This is a genomic window from Rhodococcus sp. IEGM 1241, from assembly GCF_033142365.1.
Lineage (GTDB): Bacteria > Actinomycetota > Actinomycetes > Mycobacteriales > Mycobacteriaceae > Rhodococcus_F > Rhodococcus_F erythropolis.
Map to the genome: position 1 here is coordinate 48,808 of NZ_JAWLSE010000004.1, position 23,769 is coordinate 72,576.

Here is a 23,769-nt window from a genome sequence, read left to right on the forward strand (position 1 = left end):
CCACCTGCCACGAAGCGTGACGTTAGCAGAGCGTCGAAATGGAGAAGTTGCTGTTTCGGCAAAGATGGTTGCGTGAGTTGTGGAAGGTCGTTCATCCTGGGTGCATGAGCCACGAACACCACAATCACCACGAAAACTCTGAAACCGCCGAGAATCCGTACGCCAAGGCGGACGCACAGTTCTGGAACTCGCTGTACGAGGAACGTCCCGCGCGCTGGAGCGGAAATCCCAACCCACAGTTGATTGCCGAAGCCTCCGACCTCGAACCGGGCACTGCACTCGACGTCGGTTGCGGCGAAGGCGCCGACGCTTTGTGGTTGGCACGTCGCGGGTGGAAGGTCACCGGCACCGACATATCGTCGGTTGCGCTCAGCCGCGCCCAGGCTCACGTCGAGGGCGAGGGCGTCGACATCGAATGGCTGGAAGCCGACCTGACGAAGTGGGATCCGCAGGGGCGCTCGTTCGATCTGGTGTCCGCGCAGTTCTTCCACATGCTCGAACCCGCGCGCGGGGAATTGTTCCGTGCTCTCGGAGATCTGGTCGCGCCCGGCGGGCATTTGCTGATCGTGGGCCACTCGCCACACGAGTCGCCGACCGAGCATCATCGGGCCATGCTCCATACACCCGAATACGTGGAGTCGCTGTTCACCGATGGTTGGAAGGTGTTGGTCTCGGAGTCGCGGGAACGTGATCTTCCCGCGAACCCCGAGATGCATCACACGACGGATACCGTTGTGCTGCTTCAGCGATTGAGTGCGAGCACCGACAGCAACTCGTAAGCGACGTGAGCCGCTGCGATACCGGTGATCTCGGCGTGGTCGTACGCCGGCGCTACCTCGACGATGTCGGCGCCGACCACGTTGAGTCCCACCAACCCGCGCAGTGTGTTCAACAATTCGCGAGAGGTCATGCCGCCCGCTTCGGGTGTTCCAGTACCCGGAGCGTGGGCGGGATCGAGCACGTCGATGTCGACGGAGACGTACACCGGGCCACCGTCGAGGCGCTTACGCATGCGCTCGACGATGCTGGCGACGCCGTCGACCTCGTAGTCGTCACTGCGGATCACCTGGAAGCCGAGGACGCGGTCGTCTTCGAGGTCTTTCTCGCTGTAGAGCGGTCCACGGATACCGATGTGCTGGGAACGCTCCATGTCGATCAGGCCTTCTTCGCTGGCGCGGCGGAAGGGGGTGCCGTGGGTGAAAGGCTGACCGAAGTAGGTGTCCCAGGTGTCGAGGTGAGCGTCGAAGTGCAGGACGGCGATCGGGCCGTGATCGCGGGCCAGTGAACGCAGGATTGGAAGTGCGATGGTGTGGTCGCCGCCGAGCGTGAGCACGGAGGAACCGTCGGCGCGCAGGTCGGTGACGGCGGACTGAACCGTCGTGAGAGCTTCCTGAATGTCGAAGGGGTTGACGCCGATGTCGCCGAAATCGGCTACCTGCTGGTTGGCGAAGGGCGAGACCTTCAGCGCGGGGTTGTACGGACGCAGCAGCTTCGACGCAGCGCGGATGTGCCCCGGACCGAACCGAGCGCCGGGTCGGTAGCTGACACCCGAATCGAAGGGGATGCCGAGGATTGTCACGTCGGCGCGCGAGACCTCATCGAGGCGCGGCAGACGCGCAAAAGTGGTCGGCTCGGCGTAGCGGGGGACGCGCGTGGCGTCGACGGGTCCGATGAACGATCCGGGGTTGTTGGTAGCCATGTGCAGAGGTCCCTGCTCTCGATTCGGCGCACACCGGGCGCCCTTCAGTGATGTAGCTCTCTGAGCAAGTATGGTTTCTTCAAGAGGCTCGGTTGTCAACCCCTGTTTCCTGAAAGGGACACGGCGGTCGTGAAGGAGTGGGTTCAGTGGCCAAGGCGAAGGAAGCGGTCGAGCCGGTCGGACCGCGCATCGGGGCGAGGCTCAAGGCGGCACGTCAGTCGAAGCGGTTGACCCTCGACGACCTGGCCGAGGCCTGTGGTGTGACGAAGGGGTATCTCTCGAAACTCGAGCGCGATCACGTCAACGCGTCGGTGGCGACCCTGATCAAGGTGTGCGCGGTGCTCGAGATCCCCGTCGGATCCCTGTTCGAGAATGCGTCCGCCGGTGAAGTAGTCCGCGCCGACGCCATGCCGCAAATCAGCTTCGGTGGCGAAAAGATGACGGAGTACCTGCTCACGCCTACCAACGAGCGTCGAATTCAGGTGCTGCTCGGCGAGCTGGAACCAGGCGGCGGAAGTGGTCAGGAGTTCTACAGTCTGCCGATCGACGTGAACTTCGTGCACGTGCTGGAGGGCGGCTTGCGGGTCTCGTTCGAGGGCGGTCGGACGGATCCGAACGGTGAGGCCGTCGATGCCGAGGACGTCGTGCTTGCGGCGGGCGATTCCTTCACATTCACGCCGACGCACAACCATAGTTTTCAGGCCGAAGGCTCGGTTCTGGCGAAGGTTCTGTGGGTCTTGAATCCGGCATTGCCGGAAGGGCCACGCGCGTCGCCTTCGTGAGACTCGAATCCGTGAATGTTGATTCTTAGGAAACAAGAGTTGACATGATTGGCGGCACCCGTCACGCTGGTAGTTGTCCCCGTCACACGCACCGTCGAAAATTGGCGTCACGGAACTCCTGAAGGAGCGCACCATGCATGTCGATTCAGTTCGAGTTGGCCTGTTCCAAGGTCCGCTCACCACCCCGGACACCTTTGCGTCGGTGGAGTTCAACCTCGCTGCAATCGACACCGCTGCCCGCGAGGCTGCGGCATCCGGTGCGAAGATCCTGCTGACGCCGGAGATGTCCGCAACCGGCTACGACATCGGCGAACTGGTGTCGCTGCGCGCGGAACCGGCCGACGGCCCTATCTTCGATTCCGTCGCCGAGATTGCTCGAAGTGCAGGCATCGCCGTCGTCTACGGCTACCCCGAACTCGACGGGGGAGACGTCTACAACAGCGTGCAGGTGGTGGACCGCGATGGCACTTCGCTTGCGCACTACCGCAAGACACACCTGTTCGGCACGCTCGACCGCGAACATTTCCGGCCAGGTGAGACCCTGGTGGTCGGGTTCGACTTCGAGGGCATCCGCTGCGGATTGTTGATCTGCTACGACGTGGAATTTCCCGAAGCGGTTCGGGCCCATGCCGACGCCGGTACCGAATGGCTCATCGTGCCGACGGGGTTGATGACTCCGTACGAACACATTGCGCAGCAAGTGGTTCCGGCCCGCGCATACGAGAGTCAGATGTTTGTCACCTACGTCAACCGCTGCGGCGCCGAAACCGAGCTGACCTACTGCGGTCTCTCGTGCGCCATCGCACCCGACGGTGCCGAGTTGGCGCGGGCCGGGGGCGGCCAGGAATTACTCTTCGCGGATATCGCCGCCGCCACCGTCTCGCAATCGCGCACCCTCAACACGCATCTCGACGATCGACGCCTCGATCTGTATCCAGACCTTTCTGTCACGACTGTCTCCAAGGAGAACCGTAGATGACCATCCCAGTAGCTCCGGACAGTTCCTCGGAACCCGGCAAGCAGCCGCCCCTCACGATGTTCGGACCGGATTTTCCGTTCCCGTACGACGACTACGTTTCCAGTCCGGCGGGACTCGGCTCGGTGCCCGATCTGGCACTGGGTACAGAAGTTGCCGTGATCGGTGGTGGACTCTCCGGCATGATCGCGGCCTACGAGTTGCTCAAGGTCGGTCTCAAACCGATTGTCTACGAAGCTGATCAGATCGGTGGCCGGATGCGGTCGGTCGAGTTCGACGGGCACCCCGGGGTTGTCGCCGAGATGGGCGCAATGCGTTTCCCACCGTCGTCGACGACGTTGTTCCACTACCTGAACGAACTGGGTCTGCAGACCGAGGAGTTCCCGAATCCCCTTGCCGAGGTCACGCCGAGCACGGTCATCGATCTCAAGGGTGAGAGCCACTACGCGCACACTCTCGAGGATCTGCCTCCGATCTACACCGAGGTGGCGCAGGCCTGGCAGCGCACTCTCGAAGAGCATGCCGATCTGATTCCGTTGCAGCAGGCCATTCGTGACCGCGACACCGCAGAGATCAAGCGGATCTGGAACGACCTCGTGGTGCGCTACGACGACCAGACGTTCTACGGATTCCTCGCCGCGTCGAAGCACTTCAAGTCCTTCCATATGCGGGAAGTGTTCGGGCAGGTCGGATTCGGTACGGGTGGTTGGGATACCGACTACCCCAACTCGATCCTCGAAATCCTTCGTGTGGTCATCACGGCCGCCGACGACGACCACCGCGGCATCGTCGGTGGATCGCAGCAGCTGCCGATGTGGTTGTGGAACCGCGCCCCGGAGCACATGGCGCATTGGCCTGCCGGTACGACGGTCGCTTCGCTCAACGACGGCGAGACGCGTCCCCGCGTCACCGAACTCCGGCGTACCGAGCCCGGCAACATCACGGTCACGGACTCCGAAGGTTTCATTCGCACATATGCGAGTGCCGTTGTGACAGTGCAGAGTTGGATGCTGCTGAACAACATCAGGTGTGACGACGATCTGTTCCCGATCGACCACTGGACTGCGATCGAGCGAACTCACTACATGGGTTCGACCAAGGTGTTCGTTCTCGTCGACCGCCCGTTCTGGAAGGACAAGGATCCCGTGACCGGCCGTGATTCGGTGTCGATGACACTGACCGACCGTATGAGTCGCGGCACCTACCTGCTCGATCAAGGCGAGGGCAAGCCAGGCCTGATCTGCTTGTCGTACACCTGGTCGGACGATTCGCTGAAGCTGCTGGCGCTCGATGCCACCGAGCGCATGAACATAATGCTGCGTTCGCTCGAAGAGATCTACCCAGGCGTGGACTTCCGCAGCCACATCATCTCGAGCCCGGTGACGCTGTCGTGGGAAACCGAGCGCGACTTCATGGGTGCGTTCAAGGCGAACCTTCCGGGGCACTACCGGTACCAGGAGCGCCTGTTCTCTCACTTCGTGCAGAATGATCTCGAACCGCGTCATCGGGGAATCTTCCTCGCCGGAGACGACGTGTCGTGGACTGCCGGCTGGGCCGAGGGCGCGATCCAGACCGCGATCAACGCGGTATGGGGCGTCGTCAACCATCTCGGCGGCGCTGCGCCTACCGAGAATCCCGGACCCGGCGACGTGTTCGAGGAGCTCGCTCCGATCAGGTTGGGCGACTGAGCTCACCGCAACTGCCGAAATGTCGTGCCCGATGGGGGTTGGTACTCCTATCGGGCACGACCTCTTTCCGGTGATCCACGCAACACTGGAAAGTGTTCGGATCCAATAATTTCCAGGAGGGTGTTCAATGGCGAGCACATCATCGGCGACCAAGACCGCAGCTGCAGAATCGAGACCCGCGGGCGGTGATCGATCCGGTGACCCGGTGCTCGAACTGGTCGCCGAATTGGCAGCAGCGGGCCAGCGACTCGTCTTCCGTCAGGGCGACGACTTGAACAGCGACGACTTGAACAGCGGTGCCCTGAACAGTGACGATCTGACCTGTGTGGTGCTGTGGCCGTCCGGAGAACCCTCCCTCTCCGATCTGTGCGAGAACTTCGAGTCCCTCGGACTCCGAGTTTCGACGCACCGCCCGCTTCCGACCGTTCTGGGTTCGGCACACTACTTCACCTTCGAGCCGAGCACCTTCGACGGCAGTGCGCTCGAGAAGATGGCGGACGCCTTCGAAGCCGTCATCGCCGGACAGACCCGGATGGACGCATTCTCCAGTCTGATCGGACGAGCAGACATCACGTGGCGCGACGCAGAGTTGCTGCGCGCTGCGTGCCGTTTCCTCGCTCAGGCTCGTATCGGGTTGTCCGAGAGCTACATCGTCGGAGTGTTGGCAGCGAAGCCGCTCTTCGTACGGCAGGCAATCGAACTCTTCACCGCGCGTTTCGATCCCGCAGTAGCAGGTTCGCGTGAGACGGCCGTGGCCACCGCGGCGGCGGCCATCGACGAATCAGTCGACGGTGCAGACACTCTCGACGAGGATCGCGTCTTGCGCGGTGTGCGTTCATTCTTGCAGGCGACTCTGCGCACCAACTGGTACCTGCGCGGTGAGGCCGGCGAACCGCTGCCGTACGCGTCGTTCAAGATCGACTCGCAGTTGCTCTCCACCCCGCAGAAGACAGTTCCTTTCCGCGAGATCTACGTCAGCGCACCCAATGTCGAAGGCGTGCATCTGCGTAGCTCCTCCGTCGCCCGTGGTGGCCTGCGTTGGTCGGATCGATACGAGGACTTCCGCACCGAGGCTCTGAGTCTGATGAAGACCCAGAGCGTGAAGAATTCGCCGATCGTTCCCTCGGGAGCCAAGGGTGCGTTCGTGGTTCGGGGCACGTCGTCACCGACCCCGGCGCAGGTGCAGGAGTCGTACAGCACCTTCATCCGCGGCTTGCTGGACGTGGTGGACAACATCGTCGACGGCGCAGCGGTGCACCCGGCAGAAGTAGTCGAGTACGACGGTGAAGACTCCTACCTCGTCGTGGCGGCGGACAAGGGGACCGCACGGTTCTCCGACGTCGCGAACGGCATCGCCGTCGAACGTGGTTTCTGGCTCGGCGACGCTTTTGCTTCCGGCGGTTCGGCCGGCTACGACCACAAGGCGATGGGCATCACCGCTCGCGGCGCCTGGGTAGCGGTTCGACGCCACTTCGCCGAGCGCGACCTCGATGTCGACACCGATCCGTTCACCGTCGCGGGCATCGGTGACATGTCCGGCGATGTGTTCGGTAACGGAATGTTGCTCTCGCACAAGATCCGTCTGGTCGCGGCATTCGATCACCGCCACATCTTCATCGACCCGAACCCCGACACCGAGACGACGTTTGCCGAACGCGCTCGCCTCTTCACCGTGCCGCGCTCGTCCTGGGACGACTTCGACCGCACCGTGATGTCGCCTGGCGGTGGGGTCTGGCCGCGTAGCGCTAAGTCGATCCGCCTTCCGCTCGAGGCGCGTCAGGTGCTCGGTATCGCCGAGGAGAAGCTGACTCCGCAGGAACTGATCCGAGCGATCCTGTGCGCTCCGGTGGACCTGTTGTGGAATGGCGGCGTCGGTACCTACGTGAAGGCGTCGACCGAAAGCAACGTCGACGCGGCCGATCCGTCCAACGACGCAGTTCGCGTCAGCGCTGACGAGTTGCGTGCAACCGTGGTGGGTGAGGGCGGCAACCTGGGTTTCACCCAGCGTGCCCGCATCGAATATGCCGCTGGCGGAGGACGAATCAACGCCGACTTCATCGACAACGCGGCAGGCGTGGCTACCTCGGACCGTGAGGTCAACATCAAGATCGCACTCGCAGAGTTGGACGCGACCTCGCGCAATGAACTACTTGCGGCGGCCCAGGACGAGGTAGCCGCATCGGTACTCGAGGCCAGCGAAGATCAGACCCTCGCGATCAGCCTGGCCGAGCACCGCGCTCCCGCCCTACTCGATCAGCACGAACGGTTGATCGAGAACCTGGTCTCGGCGGGCGCGATGAAGCGCCTCGAAGAATCATTGCCGGACGCCAAGGCGCTGGCGGTCAGGGCGCGAGCCGGGCAGGGCCTACTCCGTCCGGAACTTGCTGTGCTGGTGGCGCAGTCGAAGAACGTGCTGACGGCGGAATTGGGGGCGTCGACCGTCCCGGACAATCAGATCTTCGCCGATCGTCTCCCGCAGTACTTCCCGCTCTCCGTCGTCGAGGCAGCACCGGACGCGGTCCGCGCACATCGGTTGGGCCGCGACATCATCATCACCTCGGTGGTCGACGAACTGGTCAACCGCGTCGGACCCGGCGTGCTGTTCCGGCTGGAGGAACACCTCGGAGTCCACAGTCCGGAAGCGGCTCTGGCCTACGCAGTGGTCAGCGAAGTGCTCGGCACCGAGGAACTTCGGCGCGAGATCTTGAACTCGGAGCTTCGCGCCACCGAGCAGTTGCAGGCTCTCGATCGCTTGCAACAGTTGTTGGAATCCGAGATGAGCTGGGTGTTGCGTCGTCCGGGAGCAGCCGGCCGGTTCACCGTGAACCCGCGAGCCGACATCGATCGATGGGCAGCGCCGGTGCGGGCTCTCACCGAAGGGCTGTCGGCCAGCGACCGCATCGAGGCGTCTTTCGGGGCGCTCGCCCTGGCTGACATTGCGTTGCAGGAGAATACGACGGTTCAGGCCGCGGCTGCGATCTACCGGGAACTCTCCGACACCCTCGATCTGGGCGACGTTCTCGGGGGCGTCGACGTTGCCGTCGGTGCCTCGCATTGGGAGGTCATGGGCAGCGCTGCCGTCCACGCCAGGTTGACGGCGCGTTTCGCGGACCTCGTGTCCGGAGCGCTCGGAGAAGGTATTCCGGAGGTCGTCGAGTTGTGGACCGCCGCCAATCCGCAAGCGGTGCGCCGGTTCACGGCTTTGATGTCGAGCGTGAGCCGCAGTGGAGCGCTGGACACCGCCCGTCTCTGCACGGTCGACGCCGAACTCGAACTACTCGTTCGCGGTGCGTCCGGTTTCGCTTCGGTGCACGCCGCGGAGCGTTCAGCGACCCTCCCAGGCGAGTAGCGATAGCAGCAGTTCGGCTCTGACCCTGGCCTGTCCGAGGTCGCATTGCAGCAGTTCCTCGATGCGTGCGATGCGACCTCGGAGGGTGTGCCGATGAACACCGAGTTCGGCTGCGGCCGATTCCCATTGGCCGTTTGCCTCGAGATAGGCGCGCAAAGACGCGACCAGCGCGGTCCCGTGTGCCTGGTCGTGTTCCGTCAGCACCGGGATGGTGTCCGCAGCCATTGCGATCAGTGCCTCACGGGCAGGCTCGGATGCCAGAATCGTCGAACCACTCAGAGCGTCGAACTCGAGAATGCGGGCAGTGGCCGTCGTGAGATTGGCCGCGGCGCGGGCCTGGACGAGTGCGCGCGGTGCGTCCAGAAGACGGTGAGGGGTGCTGATTCCGGCCCGCACCGTCTTCGCCTCGGTGGGGGAGAGCTGCGCCAGTAGTGTTTTGGCGGTGTCGATTGTGTCGGTTCCGCGAAGGAGGACGGTCAGCGAACCGTCCTCGGATTGCGCGAACAACGGCCGGCCTGCTCGCGCGAGAGCGTTGTCGAGTTCGCGAAGAACAGGGCCGAGTCCGGATCCGCGAACGTGGACGACACGGACATTGCCGTGCGTATCGCTCGCTTCGTCCAAGTACGACGGCACACCGTCCTCAGGGATTCGGCCGTCGAGTAAGAGCCCGAAAGCCATGGCGTTGAGTCGAGTTCGCTCGGCCCGTAGTCGAACCGGTTTCTCGAGTTCGAGAGTGAGCAGCGAGACCGCATGCCCGAGCAACACTCTGTCGATATTGCTCAGGGGCCCGGCGCCCGCCATGGCGAGGTAGCCGTGCCAACTGTCGGTGACGCCGACGGGGGACAGTGTCAGCGTCCGTTCGGGTGTGCTCTGCGAGATCGACGCCGGAGCGTTGGGATCGCGGGTGGTGGCCGCGACCGCGCGAACCTCGGTGATCAACGACTTCTGGTTTGCCGGATGCACCGCGGTGATCCGATCACCGACAAACGCCACCGAAGTTTTTGTGGCCGTGGCCAGTTCACGCACGATCGCCGACACGCCACCGCGCAGCGCAACGCGGGTGATGCGTGTCTGTACTTCTGCCGCGCGGAGTACCGATTCGTATTCTTGCTGGCTCAGACGGGTCATCACCGCGCGCGTGACCGCCGCGAACGGGGTCGTGAACGGCACTTCCAGCAGGGGGAGCCCGCGACTGCGGGCGGCGGCAATCAGGTCTGCGGGCACACTCTCGTGGGAAAGGCCGGTCCCGAAACCCAGAGCCGATACTTCTGCGGCGGCCAGACGGTCGATGTACTCGCTGTAGTCGGTGGCGTCCGCGCCCACCAGTGCCAGCCCGGTGGTGAGCACCAATTCGCCGCCGGAAAGCCACGGGGTGGGGTCCGTCAGCTCTGTGGCCTGTGCAAACGTGACGGGGTGGGTGGCAGCTGCTCGGTCGGTGAGCAGAGCCAGCGAGAGGTGTTTCTGGCGCAAGAGCCACGAGATCGGAACCGTCACCTGATCAAGGCTAGCTGTCGTTGCCGATATGGAGTAGCCCTGAAGCTTCGGGTATCCATTTCGGCAGTGCTTGCGATGCTTCGCGCGTCGCATACTCGAATGCAATACACAACCGAGAGGGTGGTCACATGAGTGCAATCGAATACCGGCTTCCGCAGGAGCGTCGCATCGTCACGGAGTTCCCGGGCCCGCGCTCGGCTGCGCTCGCCGAACGCCGTAAGAAGGTCGTCGGCGCCGGCGTCGCATCCACCCTCCCGGTCTACGTCGCCGACGCAGACGGCGGAGTCATCGTCGACGTCGACGGCAACTCGCTGATCGACCTCGGTGCCGGTATCGCGGTGACCAGCGTCGGTGCTTCCAACCCGGCCGTCGTGTCCGCAGTTCAGGATCAGGTCGCGCACTTCACCCACACCTGTTTCATGGTCGCTCCGTACGAGGGCTACGTCGAGGTCGCCGAGCGTCTCGCCGAGCTCACCCCCGGTGACCACGAGAAGCGTTCCGTGCTGTTCAACTCCGGCGCAGAAGCCGTCGAGAACGCCGTCAAGATCGCCCGTCACGCAACCGGTCGCGACGCAGTCGTCGTCTTCGACCACGCGTACCACGGCCGCACCAACCTCACGATGGCACTGACATCGAAGTCCATGCCGTACAAGAGCGGCTTCGGTCCGTTCGCCCCCGAGGTCTACCGCGTCCCGATGTCCTACCCGTACCGCGAGGGCCTCAACGTCGACGGCTCCAAGATCACGGGTGAGCAGGCCGCACAGCGCGCCATCACGATGATCGAGAAGCAGGTCGGTGCTGCCAACACGGCCGCCATCCTCATCGAGCCCATTCAGGGCGAGGGCGGATTCATCGTTCCCGCAGAAGGATTCCTCCCGACGCTCGTCGCGTGGGCCAAGGAGAACGGCGTCGTCTTCATCGCCGACGAGGTTCAGGCAGGCTTCGCTCGTACCGGCGCCTGGTTCGCCAGCGATCACGAGGGCATCGTCCCCGACCTGGTCACTCTCGCCAAGGGCATCGCAGGCGGCATGCCGCTCGCCGCTGTCACGGGCCGCGCCGAGCTCATCGACGCCGTCCACCCCGGCGGCCTCGGTGGCACCTACGGCGGTAACCCCGTCGCCTGCGCCGCTGCATTGGCGTCCATCGACCAGATGCGCGAGCTCGACCTCTGTGGCCGCGCACGCACCATCGAGTCGACCGTCGTCGGCCGAATGAACGCACTGGCAAAGGAACTCGACGTCATCGGTGACGTTCGCGGTCGCGGCGCCATGCTCGCCATCGAGCTGGTCAAGCCCGGTGGGCAGGAGCCGGACGCCGATATCACCAAGAAGATCGCCGCCGAATGCCTCGCTGCCGGCGTCGTGATCCTCACCTGCGGTACCTACGGCAACGTCATCCGTCTGCTCCCGCCGCTGGTCATCTCCGAAGAGCTGCTCGACGACGCGTTGACCGTCCTCGAGACCGCTATTCGCACTGCAGCACAGGGGAACTGACATGTCCAACGTCTCGGATCTTCTCGACTCGGTACCCAAGGGTCTCTGGCTCGGCGGCAAGCTCGTCCCGGCCGAGAAGACCTTTGCGGTCTACAACCCGGCAACGGGTGAGGAACTCGCCCAGGTAGCCGACGCCACCGCTGCCGACGGTATCCGTGCGCTCGACCTCGCCGCTGCGGCGCAGGAAGACTGGGCGGCCACGCCGGCACGTGTACGCGGCGAGATCCTGCGCACCGCCTTCGAATTGCTGCACGCCCGCGCCGAGGACTTCGCGCTGATGATGACCCTGGAAATGGGTAAGTCGTTGGCAGAGAGCCGCGGTGAGGTCAACTACGGCGGCGAATTCCTGCGCTGGTTCAGCGAGGAAGCAGTACGCATCGGCGGACGTTTCACGCAGGCTCCGGCCGGCAACGGTCGCATCCTGGTCACCAAGGAAGCCGTCGGACCGGTCCTTGCGATCACCCCGTGGAACTTCCCGCTCGCCATGGGCACACGCAAGATCGGACCGGCGCTGGCTGCCGGTTGCACCATCATCGTCAAGCCCGCCGAGGACACGCCGCTGACCATGCAGCTCCTCGGTCAGGTGTTTGCCGATGCCGGTCTGCCCGACGGTGTGCTCTCGATCCTCCCGACGTCCGACGCGGCCTCCATCAGTGGACCGCTGATGGAAGATGCGCGTCTGCGCAAGGTCACCTTCACCGGCTCCACGGGCGTCGGAAAGCTGTTGGTGCGCAATGCCGCTGACAAGATGCTCCGCACGTCGATGGAACTCGGTGGCAATGCGCCGTTCATCGTCTTCGACGACGCCGACATCGACGCAGCTGTCGACGGCGCAATGCTCGCGAAGATGCGTAACGGCGGCGAGGCCTGCACCGCGGCCAACCGCATCTACGTCGCCAACTCGGTGCGCGAGGAGTTCACCGACAAGTTCACCGCCAAGGTTGCGGCCTTGAAGGTGGGCGCCGGTGACGCCGAGGGCACCAACATCGGCCCGCTGATCAACACCAAGCAGCTCGCAACCGTCACCGGACTCGTCGACGACGCCGTGTCCAAGGGCGCTCGCGTTCGCACCGGTGGATCGGCGCCCGAAGGAGCCGGCTTCTTCTTCACCCCGACCGTTCTGGATCAGGTGCCCGCCGATGCGCGCCTGCTGAAGGAAGAGATCTTCGGACCCGTTGCGGCAGTGGTCGGTTTCGACACCGAAGACGAAGCGATCGCGGCTGCGAACAACACCGAGTACGGCCTCGTGGCGTACTTCTACACCCGCGACATCGACCGGGCGATGCGCGTCTCGGCCAAGCTGGACACCGGCATGGTCGGCGTCAATCGCGGCGCGATCTCCGATGCTGCGGCGCCGTTCGGTGGCGTGAAGGAATCGGGCTTCGGCCGTGAAGGCGGTACCGAGGGTATCGACGAGTATCTCGATACCAAGTACGTAGCGCTCTAACTTGCTGTGCGCCTTTATTAACCGCGGGCGGTTAATAAAGGCGCACAGTTGTCTATTGACCTAACGGAGTGGGGCGGTAGTACTTGCCCTCGTGGTAGAGCAGCGGTGCGGCAGCGGATTCGTCGTCCTCTTCGGCGTGAACCCGCGTGACGAGTCCGATGACCAGCGTGTGGTCGCCGACAGGGATCAACTGGTCGACCTTGACGCGCATCCAGCTGGGGGTGCCGTGCAGAACCGGCTCCCCGGTGTCGAGCACTGCCCACAGCGACTCGTCTGCAAAACGCTGATCGGCGCTACGCGCAAAGCGCTGGGCCAGATGCTGCTGATGTTCGCCGAGAAGGTGGATAACCAAAGACTCGGCGGCCTTGAGTGCATTGATGCTCGACGACGTCTCCGCGATGTTGAACGAGACGAGCGGCGGCTCGAGGGAGACGGACGAGAACGAGGTGGCGGTGAAACCCACCGGGCCGGTACCCGAATCGAGGGTCACGACGGTGACACCGGCGGGGTGGCGGCGAAGCGCTGCACGGTAGTCACCGGCGCAGATGCCGGTGGACAACTCGGGCGTCGCTGCTACTTCGGGGACGTCGGGGGTGGTGTGGCTGGAAACGGCATTCGGCTTGTCAGACAACGGGAACTCTCCGGCTGGAACTCGAGGTGTGCGGTGTGGTCGAGGTGACTGCGCTCGGCATACACAGACATGCGTCGGTGCGGCACAGATCTACGTGTCGTCGACGCCAGTGGTTACCGGCCGGGGTCCTGGTTGCAGTGCACATGGTGCGTCCAACTATAGGTGGACGCACGTCTGAGTGGGTTCGGACCGGGTTGGCTGAAGTGCGTCAGTCCATGTCGACGGCGAGGCCGGCCGTGATTCGAAGGAGTTCGGAGTACGTCGTGCGAAAGACCGTGTTCGGGTGCCCGGCAGCAGCCCACAATTCGGGGTACTGCTCGAGGGCGGTATCGATGTAGGTGGGCAGGTTGGTGGGATGCCCGAGCGGAGCGACCCCACCGATCGGCTGGCCCGTTGCCGACTTCGCCATTTCCAGCGGCGCCCGCGTGAGCTTGCCTTCGAGGCGTTCGCCGGTGGCTTTCAGATTGACCTGATGTGCGCCGGAGACCAGCAGTAGGACCGGGTCGTCGTCGAGAAGGAACACGAGCGACTTGGTGATCGCGCCTACCTCCACCCCGACGGCCGCCGCTGCCTCGGCCGCGGTGTGCGTGGCTTCGGGCTGCGTGACGATGACGCCGTGGTGACCCCGTGAGATCAGTGTTTCGGCGACGTGCGAGGCGTTGGGGTGGAGGAGGCTCGTCATGAGTTCAGACTAGGACTAGTCGGCGTTCGCCACAGCTGGAGTCGGCGTCGTGTCGGTGGACTTTCGGTTACGACGGATCGTGAAGCCGAACAGCATGACCGCACCGATCAGCGCGTACAGGAAAAGCGTCAGAGCAGGCTGGCCGACGCCGACGTTGTTGAAGTAGACGATGCTCCGCACGCCTTCGGTGCCGGCGCCAGGTGTGATCCATCGGCCGATGGCGGCATAGAACGAGGGAATCACGTTGGAGCCGAATGCGCCTCCCGCACTGGGATTGCCGAGAATCACGAAGACGGCGATAGCCAGCGGGACTGCCAGAACGCCGATGGCAGCGCGCAATCCGAGTGTGAACATGGCGGTGCCGAACACCACGGCTGTTCCCAGGATCCACAGCGGGAACCAGTGGCCCGCGAAAGTTCCGAGCACGTGTGAGGTGATGAGGGCGCCGAGGGCTCCCGAGATGATCGAGTAGATCGCGATCACGCCCGTGTGCGCGCTTGCCTGGCGGAGGGTCTTCGGCGCACCGATGAACAGTCCGATGGCTGCCGCAAGGAGATAGCCGCCGACGACCCAGCCGACCGAGAGGTAGAAGCCGGAGAGGCCGCGGTTGTCGTGTGCTCCGACGGGGATCTCGTCGCGGACGACGAACTGTCGGTCCTGCGTCGCCTCGACCTTCGTGAACACCGCTTCGAGTGATGTCGCGATGGAGCTGCCTCCCGCGCTCGCGGTGATCAGGGTGTCCGGTCCGGCCGGGTTGATGACAAACGCGCCCTGGATCTCGCGGTCGTTGATCATGCGGCGAGCGGTCGCCGTGCTGTCGACCACCTGAGCGTCGAGCGGGCTGCCGTCGATGGCATTGAGTTTGTCGGCGATCTGCTGATCCATGCCGTCCGGTGTGCCCTGATCGGCGATGACCGCGATTTCGATGTCTCGCGGAGTCGGCTGATGGAAGGCGGCGACGTAGCTGAGGATGAAGCCCATCTGCAGCAGGAGCACGCCGACGAACAGCGCGGCCATCACCTTGGGTGCGCCGTATTTCACGAGCAGATTGTCGTGGTGGTGTTCGTCGTGGGTGGAGCTGTTGTCTGGTGCGGCGTGTGCCGGATGCGTAGTGGTCACGAAAGAGTCCTGATCTTGTCGAAAGTAAAGAGCTTGTCAATACCCGAGGTATTGAATACTCTAGGTATCGTGACTGAATCTCGTCAACCGGACTGGACGCCGGTAACCCGCCCCGGACGTGACGTGGTGCGGCAAAGACTGCTCGACGCTGCGGCGGAAGAGTTTGCGGAGCGCGGATTCAGTGCTGCACGTCTCACTGAAGTTGCTCGCCGAGCGGGCTTCACCAAGGGGGCTGTCTACTCCAACTTCGAGTCGAAACAGGATCTGTTCGCCGAACTGTTCGCGCAACGGTCTCTCGAACTGGCCGGCCGTGTGCTTGCCGAGATCGCCGGGATGAACCCGGCCGACGCGGCGGGCAAAGGTGGCGAGGCCATTGCAACGTGGATGGTCGACGACCCGGGGTGGTCACTGCTCGTCCTCGAATTCGGAGTGCTCGCCGGACGTGATCCGCAGATCGCTCAGGCGTACTTACGTGAGCGTCGCCACTTGCGCAGTCAACTCGTGGAGTTGATCGGTGAACGTGCCCGCGAATGGGGAGTGGACGATTCCTTCGATGTGCGGACCACTGCAATCTCGTTGATGGCCTTGATATCCGGGCTCGTTCTCGAGCACTCGGTGGATCCGGAAGAAGTTGATCAGAGCGTGATGGGTGCCGCCGTGACGGCACTCTTCGCCGGCGCCGTCGCACGGGCAGGATTGCCCGCCGTCTGAGTTGCTCGGTTGACAGGCAACAGATTTGAGAACTACCCTCTGGGTGCAGTACCTCGTTAGGTGAGGCTTCTGCACGAACACAGGCCACTGATCTCACGACGTCGAGAGACGCCCAAGGTTAGGACAGATCTCCCCGGCTTAAGGGGTGATCCAAAGTGGCTTCCCGGTCTTGATCGGGACACGTCGTGCAGTGCCAAAACTCGGACGTGGAGGTGTTTTCGCAGCTTGATGCCGGTTTCTTCCGGCGAAGGCGAGAGTACGTCGATATTCGGTTCTCCTGGCGTGTGCTGTGCGCATGTACTTTGTGTGGCGTCATCGGACGCCCCGAACTTTCAGGAGGTGACCATCGTGGACGACCCGCCGAGTCGATATTCGACCCATCCTTCTGTTCTTACCGACGGTGCTCACCCCGGCATTTTGCTCGTCAGTCTCTGACCTTCGCACCCTCGGTTTCATCTGCGCGGCTTTGTCGCGTCCGCTGACGACTTCCGTTGTCGTTCAGCGCATTCTGCTGCCCTCATGCACTGGCACTGGCCCGTGCACGCTGGCAGTCGAGGAGATTCGTCATGTCATTTTCCGTTCTCGCATTGCGGCCACGGCCCACGAGAAACAGTGCACAACAAACACCTTCAACGGTCCTGGCAAAAGAAAGCGCACAGGAATTGGTCGACTACTCGGCCTCGGACACGCGCACCGTTCTCGCAGATCTGACTACGACGGCCAACGGCCTTCGTGACGATCAGATCGACGATCTTCGTCGGCAATACGGGCGCAACGATGTCCGCCACGACCGCCCGGCACCGGCGATCGTGCAGTTCGCGCAAGCTTTCAAGAATCCGTTCATCTTGATCCTGGTGTTCCTCGCCCTGATCATGGTCGGGACCGACGTGGTGTGGGCAGACCCGGAAGACGGTCCCTCCTACGAGGGCATCATCACCCTCGGGCTGATGATCTTTGTCAGTGTGTCCCTGAGGTTCTGGCAGGAATACCGTTCGAGTCGGGCCGCCGAGGCACTCAAGGCCATGGTCACGACAACTGTCGCGGCCACCCGCAAGATCAACAACACAGTGGTCACGGCTGAGATTCCGATCGAGCAGCTACTGCCAGGTGATGTAGTCCAGCTTGCCGCCGGCGACATGATCCCGGCCGATGTTCGCATCATCCGGGCCAAGGATCTACAGGTCAATCAGTCAATGCTCAGCGGTGAGTCGATGCCGGCCGAGAAGTCGGCGGAACCGTCGACGGGGATCGACGTCGATCGGCTGCTCGAGGCCGAGAACATCGGGTTCATGGGTACTTCCGTCGTGTCGGGCAGCGGCACCGCCGTCGCGGTGCACACCGGCAAGCGGACTTACTTCGGTGCCATGACAGCACAATTGGCGTCCAAGCGACCCGAAACCAGCTTCGACGTCGGGGTGCGCAGTGTCAGCTACCTGCTGATCAAGTTCATGCTGATCATGGTTCCCGCGGTGTTCATCATCAACGGACTGACCAAGGACTGGAGCCAAGCACTACTCTTCGGCGTCGCCACCGCGGTGGGGTTGACCCCCGAAATGTTGCCGCTCATCGTGACTGCGAACCTGGCCAAGGGTGCGCTCCACATGTCGCGCAAGAAGGTGATCGTCAAGCAGATCAACGCGATTCAGAACTTCGGCGCCATGGACGTTCTGTGCACGGACAAGACCGGAACTCTCACCGAGGACCGCATCGTTCTCGGTGAGCATCTCGATACTGCCGGACGCAAGTCCGAGGACGTATTGCGGCTAGCGGCAGTCAATTCCGTGAATCAGACCGGATTGCGCAGTCTTCTCGACGACGCGGTGATCGAGGCCGCCGGTCCCGAAGTGGTCGAGGAGATCTCGCGTCGGCACGGGTTGGTGGACGAGATTCCCTTCGACTTCAAGCGCCGTCGACTCTCCGTGGTGGTCGACCACGGCGACGCCGATCTGATCGTCACCAAAGGTGCAGTGGAAGAGCTCCTTTCGGTCTGTGAATCGGTGGAACTGGACGGGGTGACCCACCAATTGACGCCGGGATGGCTGGCCCGAGTCGACCGTCTGGTCGCGGAACTGAACGGTCAGGGCAAGCGAGTGCTTGCGGTGGCAACCAAGACAGTCGTCGAAGAGCAGCGCCGTGAGTACTCGACGGCCGACGAAGAGGGTATGACCCTGGTCGGACTGCTGGCCTTCCTCGACCCGCCGAAGGAATCTGCGGCCGGGGCGATCGAAGCCCTCGCGAGCCACGGAGTCGCGGTCAAGGTAGTGACGGGTGACAACGAACTGGTCGCCGAAACCGTCTGCGGCAAAGTCGGTATCGACGTGGGAACTGTTGTATCCGGCGCCGAGATCGAAGCGTTGAGCGACGACGCCCTCGACGAGTTGGTGCAGCGGACAACCGTCTTCGCGAAGACGGATCCGATGCAGAAGGCACGCATTGTCGAATCGCTGCGCCGGGTCGGCCACACGGTTGGTTTCCTTGGTGACGGTGTCAACGACGCACCCGCACTTCGGGCGGCGGACGTCGGCATCTCCGTCGACACAGCGGCGGACATCGCCCGCGAATCCGCGGACATCATCTTGCTGGAGAAGGACCTCGGCGTACTCGAACAAGGAGTCATCGAAGGGCGTCGTACCTTCGGAAACATCCAGAAGTACATCAAGATGACTGCGTCGTCGAACTTCGGGAACGTCTTCTCGGTGCTCGTCGCCAGTGCCTTGCTGCCGTTCATCCCCATGATTCCCGTAGTTCTGTTGTTGCAGAACCTGATCTACGATCTCTCGATGCTCACGATCCCGTGGGACCGCGTCGACGACGACTTCCTCGCGAAGCCCCGCAAGTGGGAGACCAAGAGCCTTCGCCGGTTCATGGTGTTCATCGGCCCGATCAGTTCGATCTTCGACATCTCGACCTTCGCGCTGATGTGGTTCGTGTTCGCTGCCAACTCTCCCGAGCATGCAGCGCTGTTCCAATCGGGTTGGTTCATCGAGTCGTTGATCTCGCAGACGCTGATCGTTCACATGATCCGCACCCGGAAGGTCCCGTTCATCCAGTCGCGTGCTTCGCTTCCGGTACTGCTCAGCACGGGCGCCGCCTGCGTCTTCGCGCTGGTGTTCCCGTTCACGTCCTGGGGCCATTCCCTCGGGTTGGTTTCACTGCCGTGGAACTACTTCCCGTGGCTGGTCCTCACTCTCGCGGCTTACTGCGTCGTCACGCAGGTGGCCAAGGGAATGTTCATCCGTCGATTCGCGACCTGGCTCTAGGAGTTCACCGTGGAAATCCACGTCATCCTTGTGCGGATAGCGCTCGGACTCGTCCTCGGCGCTGCCGTCGGGATCGAAAGGCAATGGCGCGCAAGGATGGCGGGTCTGCGAACCAACGCGTTGGTGAGCTTGGGTGCGACGCTCTTCGTCATCATGGGCGCGTACGGGTTTCAGGGGCCGGACGCTGATCCGACGCGCGTCGCAGCGCAGATCGTCTCGGGGATCGGCTTCCTCGGTGCCGGGGTGATCATGAAGCAGGGAGCCTCGGTCACCGGCCTGAACACCGCCGCAACCTTGTGGGCCACGGCCGCCGTCGGTGCGCTGGCAGGCGGCGGAATGTACTGGGTTGCGGTGTTCGGTGCCGGTGCAATCATGTTGGCGAATACGTTGTTGAGGCCGTTGGGCCGGATGATGGATCACCAGCCTGCCCGCACCGGGCGCGAGGAACCGTCGGCTGACTACACCTTCGAGGTGACCTGCCACGGTGACGCCGAAGCTCACATCAGAGGGCTTACCGTGCAGTCCATTTCGAGGCCGGAGTTCCAGCTCCGGTCAGTGCAGTCCTTCGACATCCCGGACAGCGACCGCGTACGAGTGGTCGCGGAATTGGCCGCAGCGGAGCGTGACGACGGACTCCTGGAATCCGCCGTCAGCCGGCTTAGCCTGGAACCGTTGGTAACTCACGTTCGCTGGGAGGTGGAGCCGTCGAAGTAGATTCGAGGTCTCGGTCAGCTAGCGTGCATGTTCCTGCGGCGCAAGAGAGTTCCCCGGTGCGATATTCGCGCAGTTCGACGGAGCAGGCTTGCCGGTGAATCGGTCGTCGATCCAGGTGAGCGCACCGGGGAGCCAGAGCATGGCGCCGAGGAAGTGGCTGATGGTGTCGTACTGGTCGTACTGAATCGGCAGGCCGGCGTCGCAATACTTGCGTGCGAGGGTACGGACGTCGCCCGTGATCATGACGCCGTCGCCTGCTCCGACGCCGGGGCCACCGGGTTGGGTGCCCTCGATAGTGCCGTTGGCTGCCTGGGCGATGAACATCGGAATCGTCGGTGTCGCAGCGGTGCCCATGTTGATCTTGTTCACGACATCGACGTACTCGGGAACCGTATTGGGATCGGCGTACTCGGGCTTGACCAGTTCCTGCCAGGTCAGACCGGGGTACTGTGCCAGCACATTGCCGATGGACGCGTCTTCGAGTCGAGCCATGACGTCGCGTCCACGGTCACTGAGATACTTTCCGAAATCGATGTCGTACGAACGCGCAACGCCGACGATTGCCATGCCGACGACGCCGCCCCACCCGATGCTTCCGCTCGCGTAGCGAAGGTTGTTAGCCGGATTGACCAGCACGCCGCCCTGCGCGGCACCGATCAAGTTGTCGTTGATCTCCGGTGCGTACGCGGGAGCGAGGATCGAAGCCCAGTTGGTGGCGATCGCTCCGCCGGAGTACCCCATCAGCGCGATCTCTGCGTCGTCGGTGATTCCGGTTTCCGGGACATCTTTGGCCGCACGCAGAGCGTCGAGCGTCATCATCCCGTATTCGGGTCCGGCAGCGAAGTTTGCATCCGGGCCTTCGGTGTCCGGGACGACGATCGTGTAGCCGAGGGCGAAGAGCGGCCCGAACAAGGCTGCCTCGATGGACGTGAAGGTTCCGCCGACGTTGAAATTACGCCCACTCGGCGTCCAATCTCCGATCGGGGTGTTACCCGCGATAGCCCGCGACGGACTGTCGTCGGGGTTCAGTGAATCGTAAAAGGATTGGTACGAAACAACTTTGTCCGGTTGAGCGTTGGCCGGGCGCAGGATCGAGGTGACGTTGGCCGACGGCTGACCGAGGGCGTCGGTTGATCGGTAGAGAACCTGCACTGCCTGTATCGGGGTCGGGATGTTGAGAATGGTGTACGGCACGGTGCGAGTCTCGAGGACCGCGCCTGGAGCGTACGACGAGAGAGGCGCCGCGCCCTCGTAGCTGTAGAAACTGTCATCAGGGGACTGGGCAAGAGCCGGCTGCGCGAGTGCTGCCGGTGCACCGACGCCTGTCAGTGCAACCGCGAGTACTCCGACAACTGTGCGAGATAAGACCCTTGACGACATACTCGTCCTCCACATTGGTGTGCCACGCCCCACCCTGAGATCGCGGTGTGACGACCACCATATATTACTCGCGGGTAATGTGGGGATCGGTCAGATCGGGCGCAGGCTCGAGGTCTCGGCGCAGGAAGATTTCGGAGGACTCGCCTGGGAGTAACAGAACTCCCGCGTCGCTGTATCCCATTGCGCGATAGAAGTTCTGGGCTGATTCGTCGGCGAGTGTGGAGGTGAGGACCTGCGAGTGTCCCGCGCGGCTCATGCGTTTTTCCCAATCTGTGACCAAAGCGCGCCCGATGCCTTGGCCGCGGTTCGAAGACAGGACGGTCAGCATGTTCATGAACGGAATCTCGTCCCAGAACAAGCCCCAGCGCAGCCATCCGATTGGTTTCCCGCTGTCCTCGGCGACGAGTATCCGGCCGCGTTGGATCACTGACGCGAGTTCCTCGGCTGCGATGTGTGAGTCGTGCTCACGTAAGAACGGCAAGTCTGTCTGCGCTGCGACGCGAATGTTCACCACAGAAGTCAGTATCGCCGTTCACTCGGAGTTGATGGCGTTCGGCTTGGACAGGTAGACGACTCCGGGGATGTGGCTGGGGTCCGGCGGCAATTGGGAGTAGCCCGCTCGGGTGTACAGGCGAATGTTCCGCACGCTCTTGCTTCCGGTGAACAGCTCGAAACTTGTGGTGTGCTCCGGAGCGTTCTGTTCCACGTGTTGCAAGAGGCGTCGGCCGAGGCCGTTGCCCGCCAAGTCCGGCGCCACCATGAGGCGACCGATCTGCCATGCGGTTCCGTCCGCGGTTCCTCGCACGGCCCCGACGAGCCGTCCGCCGCGTCGTGCGGCCCAGACCGTCGACTGCTGAACCCAGGCTCGGACCGTGGGTAGGTCCTCGTGGAGCGGGGGTATGTCCATGCTGTTGTTCGAGATTGCTTCCGAGACCCAGCAACAGCGTTGTAGAACAAGGATTTCCGCGGCGTCCTCGTCCGTTGCGCCCTCTATGACTGTCTCGTTCATGGTTTCCCTTACGAATAGGTTTTTCACACCCGCAGGGCAATTGTTCACCCGCGGGCTGAATTTGGCGCGCGGCTGAACAATTGGCGCGCGGCTGTGAATGCAGAGGGTTTCAATTCAGGCAGAACAAACAAAACGCCCGCGACCAATTGGTCGCGGGCGTTTCGTGAAAAAGAACGTCAGACAGTTGCCGGAGTGTTCTCGTCCAACTTCGGATCTGCATTCGCGATTCGCTTGTTGCGAATGAGGCTGCTGATGAAAGCAGCGCCGATCAAGAAGACACCGACCAGGCCGGTGATGATCTCGTTGATGTGAACGCCGATGGACACCATCAAGATCACGGCCAGAGCGCCGATGGCCCAGTGCGCACCGTGCTCGAGGTAGACGTAATCGGAGAGCGTGCCCTTGCGGACCAGGAAGACCGTGATGGAACGGACGAACATCGCGCCGACGAAGCCGAGGCCGAGGGCGATGATGATCGGGTCTGCCGTGATGGCGAATGCGCCGATGACGCCGTCGAAGGAGAAGGACGCGTCGAGGACCTCGAGGTAGAGGAACAGGAAGAAGCCGGCCTTACCGGTCGCTTTCGCGAGCTGCGTGGGGCCGCCGGACTTGGCGGTTTCTTCCTCTTCGCCTTCTTCCGGCAGATTGAACAGTTCACCCAATCCGTTGACCGCGATGTAGGTGATCATGCCCAGAACGCCCGAGATCATGACGGTGGAGACCTTGTCGTCAGCAGCGAGGAAAGAACCACTGAGAACCAGGACGATGCCGGCTACGACGACCGAGAGCTGATCGAGCTTGCCGATGCGAGCGAGGGGCTTCTCCAGCCAGGACAGCCAGGTGATCTCACGCTCTTCGAAGATGAATCCGAGGAAGAGCATCAGCAGGAACATGCCGCCGAAGGCAGCGATCTGCGGGTGAGCGTCGGTGAGGATGGTTTCGTAGCTCGGCTCGCCGTTGGCGAAGTACGCGGCGTCGTCCGCAGGCGGGTTCAATGCCAGATCGAGTGCAGCAACGGGTCCGAGACCGGATGCAGCCCAGACGATCACGAGTGGGAACACCAGACGCATACCGAAGACGGCGATGATGACGCCGATGGTGAGGAAGATCTTCTGCCAGAATTCACTCATTCTTTGCAGAACAGTGGCGTTGATGACGGCGTTGTCGAAGGAAAGCGAGATTTCCAGAATCGACAAGATGATGACGAGGAACAGTGCCTCGGGTCCGCCGTAGATGAACGCAACGATCATCGCGAGGATCGAAATTGCGATGGATAAACCGAATATTCGCAGTACCACGGAGCGTGGCCCTTTCTAGTTGGTCAATGCAGAGTGG

The 23,769-nt window shown here is 62.9% G+C and carries 19 protein-coding genes and 1 riboswitch; of the genes, 10 read left to right on the forward strand and 9 right to left on the reverse strand.

What is annotated here, in order from left to right; genetic code table 11:
- Positions 1 to 104: 104 nt before the first annotated feature.
- On the forward strand, positions 105 to 779 hold the full coding sequence (locus tag R4P70_RS18690; RefSeq protein WP_030534841.1) for a class I SAM-dependent methyltransferase: 675 nt from the start codon (positions 105 to 107) through the stop codon (positions 777 to 779).
- On the opposite strand, the gene speB is transcribed toward R4P70_RS18690, so the two are convergent.
- Positions 743 to 1,699 carry an agmatinase gene (speB, locus tag R4P70_RS18695; protein WP_003941134.1) on the reverse strand — a complete coding sequence of 319 codons (957 nt, stop codon included), beginning with the start codon at positions 1,697 to 1,699 and terminating at the stop codon, positions 743 to 745. The genes R4P70_RS18690 and speB overlap by 37 nt on opposite strands.
- 146 nt (positions 1,700 to 1,845) lie before the next feature.
- Here speB and R4P70_RS18700 point away from each other — a divergent pair, with 146 nt between their 5' ends.
- The 4 genes from R4P70_RS18700 to R4P70_RS18715 all read left to right on the forward strand — a co-directional run bounded on the left by R4P70_RS18700 (position 1,846) and on the right by R4P70_RS18715 (position 8,494).
- The gene (locus R4P70_RS18700) at positions 1,846 to 2,481 is read left to right on the forward strand and encodes a helix-turn-helix domain-containing protein (protein ID WP_020968310.1); all 636 of its coding nucleotides are present in this window, start codon (positions 1,846 to 1,848) and stop codon (positions 2,479 to 2,481) included.
- A 133-nt stretch (positions 2,482 to 2,614) separates the two neighbouring features.
- A complete protein-coding gene (locus tag R4P70_RS18705) occupies positions 2,615 to 3,460 on the forward strand; it encodes a carbon-nitrogen hydrolase family protein (protein ID WP_021342734.1) in 846 nt (281 codons plus the stop codon).
- Complete coding sequence (locus tag R4P70_RS18710; RefSeq protein WP_317831086.1) at positions 3,457 to 5,145, forward strand: NAD(P)/FAD-dependent oxidoreductase; 1,689 nt, start codon at positions 3,457 to 3,459, stop codon at positions 5,143 to 5,145. Before R4P70_RS18705 ends, R4P70_RS18710 begins: the two co-directional genes overlap by 4 nt.
- Positions 5,146 to 5,272: 127 nt before the next feature.
- Complete coding sequence (locus tag R4P70_RS18715; protein ID WP_317831088.1) at positions 5,273 to 8,494, forward strand: NAD-glutamate dehydrogenase domain-containing protein; 3,222 nt, start codon at positions 5,273 to 5,275, stop codon at positions 8,492 to 8,494.
- Here the strand turns inward: R4P70_RS18715 and R4P70_RS18720 are convergent.
- A complete protein-coding gene (locus R4P70_RS18720; protein ID WP_019746725.1) occupies positions 8,471 to 9,988 on the reverse strand; it encodes a PucR family transcriptional regulator in 1,518 nt (505 codons plus the stop codon). The genes R4P70_RS18715 and R4P70_RS18720 overlap by 24 nt on opposite strands.
- A 128-nt stretch (positions 9,989 to 10,116) precedes the next feature.
- Here R4P70_RS18720 and gabT point away from each other — a divergent pair, with 128 nt between their 5' ends.
- A complete protein-coding gene (gabT, locus tag R4P70_RS18725; protein ID WP_007727077.1) occupies positions 10,117 to 11,481 on the forward strand; it encodes a 4-aminobutyrate--2-oxoglutarate transaminase in 1,365 nt (454 codons plus the stop codon).
- Position 11,482: 1 nt separating this feature from the next.
- Complete coding sequence (locus tag R4P70_RS18730; protein WP_317831091.1) at positions 11,483 to 12,928, forward strand: NAD-dependent succinate-semialdehyde dehydrogenase; 1,446 nt, start codon at positions 11,483 to 11,485, stop codon at positions 12,926 to 12,928.
- A 52-nt stretch (positions 12,929 to 12,980) separates the two neighbouring features.
- Here R4P70_RS18730 and dszD read toward each other — a convergent pair whose 3' ends face one another.
- From dszD to R4P70_RS18745, 3 genes are all read right to left on the reverse strand, one after another.
- Entirely contained in the window at positions 12,981 to 13,559 is a 579-nt protein-coding gene (gene dszD, locus R4P70_RS18735) for an NADH:FMN oxidoreductase DszD (protein ID WP_003941189.1), read from the reverse strand.
- Between the two features lie 208 nt (positions 13,560 to 13,767).
- A complete protein-coding gene (locus tag R4P70_RS18740; RefSeq protein WP_019746727.1) occupies positions 13,768 to 14,241 on the reverse strand; it encodes a YbaK/EbsC family protein in 474 nt (157 codons plus the stop codon).
- A 15-nt stretch (positions 14,242 to 14,256) separates the two neighbouring features.
- Positions 14,257 to 15,360, reverse strand: coding sequence for a membrane protein (locus R4P70_RS18745; protein WP_003941129.1), 1,104 nt, complete (start codon positions 15,358 to 15,360; stop codon positions 14,257 to 14,259).
- 126 nt (positions 15,361 to 15,486) lie between these two features.
- On the opposite strand from R4P70_RS18745, the gene R4P70_RS18750 reads away from it, so the two are divergent.
- The 3 genes from R4P70_RS18750 (at position 15,487) to R4P70_RS18760 (ending at position 20,045) form a co-directional block, all read left to right on the forward strand.
- A complete protein-coding gene (locus R4P70_RS18750; protein ID WP_029254386.1) occupies positions 15,487 to 16,071 on the forward strand; it encodes a TetR/AcrR family transcriptional regulator in 585 nt (194 codons plus the stop codon).
- A 45-nt stretch (positions 16,072 to 16,116) separates the two neighbouring features.
- Positions 16,117 to 16,290, forward strand: a riboswitch (M-box (ykoK) riboswitch).
- Between the two features lie 347 nt (positions 16,291 to 16,637).
- Positions 16,638 to 19,331 carry a magnesium-translocating P-type ATPase gene (gene mgtA / locus R4P70_RS18755; protein WP_317831093.1) on the forward strand — a complete coding sequence of 898 codons (2,694 nt, stop codon included), beginning with the start codon at positions 16,638 to 16,640 and terminating at the stop codon, positions 19,329 to 19,331.
- 9 nt (positions 19,332 to 19,340) lie between these two features.
- Positions 19,341 to 20,045 (forward strand): MgtC/SapB family protein, encoded by a 705-nt coding sequence (locus tag R4P70_RS18760; protein ID WP_317831095.1) that lies wholly within the window; start codon positions 19,341 to 19,343, stop codon positions 20,043 to 20,045.
- Between the two features lie 18 nt (positions 20,046 to 20,063).
- On the opposite strand, the gene R4P70_RS18765 is transcribed toward R4P70_RS18760, so the two are convergent.
- The 4 genes from R4P70_RS18765 to R4P70_RS18780 form a co-directional block, all read right to left on the reverse strand.
- Positions 20,064 to 21,425, reverse strand: a complete 1,362-nt coding sequence (locus R4P70_RS18765) for a lipase family protein (protein WP_041814613.1) — start codon at positions 21,423 to 21,425, stop codon at positions 20,064 to 20,066.
- 64 nt (positions 21,426 to 21,489) lie between these two features.
- On the reverse strand, positions 21,490 to 21,939 hold the full coding sequence (locus R4P70_RS18770) for a GNAT family N-acetyltransferase (RefSeq protein WP_037125435.1): 450 nt from the start codon (positions 21,937 to 21,939) through the stop codon (positions 21,490 to 21,492).
- Between the two features lie 18 nt (positions 21,940 to 21,957).
- The gene (locus R4P70_RS18775) at positions 21,958 to 22,434 is read right to left on the reverse strand and encodes a GNAT family N-acetyltransferase (protein WP_317831101.1); all 477 of its coding nucleotides are present in this window, start codon (positions 22,432 to 22,434) and stop codon (positions 21,958 to 21,960) included.
- Between the two features lie 176 nt (positions 22,435 to 22,610).
- Positions 22,611 to 23,732 carry a DUF475 domain-containing protein gene (locus R4P70_RS18780; RefSeq protein WP_003941145.1) on the reverse strand — a complete coding sequence of 374 codons (1,122 nt, stop codon included), beginning with the start codon at positions 23,730 to 23,732 and terminating at the stop codon, positions 22,611 to 22,613.
- Positions 23,733 to 23,769: the final 37 nt, after the last annotated feature.